This is a genomic window from Mesorhizobium sp. M7A.F.Ca.CA.004.12.1.1, from assembly GCF_003997835.1.
GTDB lineage: Bacteria > Pseudomonadota > Alphaproteobacteria > Rhizobiales > Rhizobiaceae > Mesorhizobium.
In genome coordinates this window covers 1-588 of the sequence record NZ_RZRK01001455.1, presented here as the reverse complement: position 1 = coordinate 588, position 588 = coordinate 1, and the positions used below count along the sequence as shown (strand labels likewise).

Sequence of the window (588 nt, the reverse complement as noted above, 5' to 3'; positions counted from 1 at the left end):
GGACCGATGCTGCCATGAAGGACGGCAAAAACCTTCGATGGTGCGCAGGGCAAAGCCCGCAAGGGTGAAAACCGGCGTGGTCCCGAACGGACGCTGCTCTCGGGCGGCGGACTGGCAGGACCGTCAAAATCAAGGCCGGCAAGGCGCGACGACTTTACGGAAGTTGCTGCCGCGACCGTGTCCTGATCTGACAGGGAGGCGCTGGGAGAAATCCCGGCGCCGACTGCCTTTTTGCCCCTCGATATCCTTCGCCGGCGATCTCGCGGGCGCCGCTTCACCGCGCGCCAAAATCAGCTAGTATCCCAGCGTCAGAGTCTGTTTTCAGGCGGACTCTTCGAGGGGACACTTCATGACGCTCATCCAGAAGCTTGCCGTCGCCTATGCCTTCCTGTTCTTCGGCGTCGTCGCCATCGGCTACATACCGGCGTTCAACGACGCCGACGGCAATCTGTTCGGCCTGTTCTCGCTGCAATGGTATGACGACCTGCTGCACGCCTTCTCCGGCGTCTGGGCTCTGGCCGCCGCCTTCATCTCGCACCGCCAGGCGGTGTTCTATTTCAAGCTGTTCGGTTCGGTCTACCTGTTCGA

Annotated in this window: 1 pseudogene; it reads left to right on the top strand. The window is 61.7% G+C overall.

The features are described 5' to 3' along the window. Nucleotides 1-349 precede the first annotated feature (349 nt). Nucleotides 350-588: pseudogene (locus EN984_RS37005) on the top strand (hypothetical protein); the annotation flags it as partial.